General features: G+C 71.9%; 1 pseudogene. It reads left to right on the forward strand.

The annotated features are described in order from the left end of the window. Positions 1-527, forward strand: a pseudogene (locus ACLBX9_RS03210) (glycosyltransferase); the annotation flags it as partial.

Below are 527 nucleotides of genomic sequence, written 5' to 3' on the forward strand. Positions count from 1 at the left end.
CCACGGCTTCTACCGGGCGCGCTACGGGCTCTCCGAGGAGGCCGACGCGGTGCGCGACTACTGCGACACCGGCTGGAGGAAGGGCCGCAACCCCAGGCCGGATTTCGACGGGCAGGCCTATCTCGACGCGCATCCCGGGGTGCGCGAGACCGGCTTGGCGCCCCTGGTCCACTTCCTGGCCACGGCACTCCTGCACGGCACCGACATCACGGCCGGCGCCTTTCACCCGCGCTACGGCGAACCGGATTCGCGGGAGGCGGCGCTCGCCGAAGAGGCCCGGGAGATCGAACCCTTCTTCGACGCCGCCTTCTACGCCAAGCGCAACCCCGACGCCGCCCACGCCCCGCTCGCCCATTTCGTCGCCTACGGGCAGCACGAGGGCCGGGACCCGAGCAAGGCCTTCTCGATCGCGTTCTACCAGGAGACCTACGGCCACCTGTTCGCCCCGGGCGAGTCGCCGTTCCTGCACTACGTGCGCACCGGCCGGGACGCCGGGCTGATGGCCGCCCCCGAGGATCTCGGCGCCT

The organism is Methylobacterium sp. A49B (genome assembly GCF_053346215.1).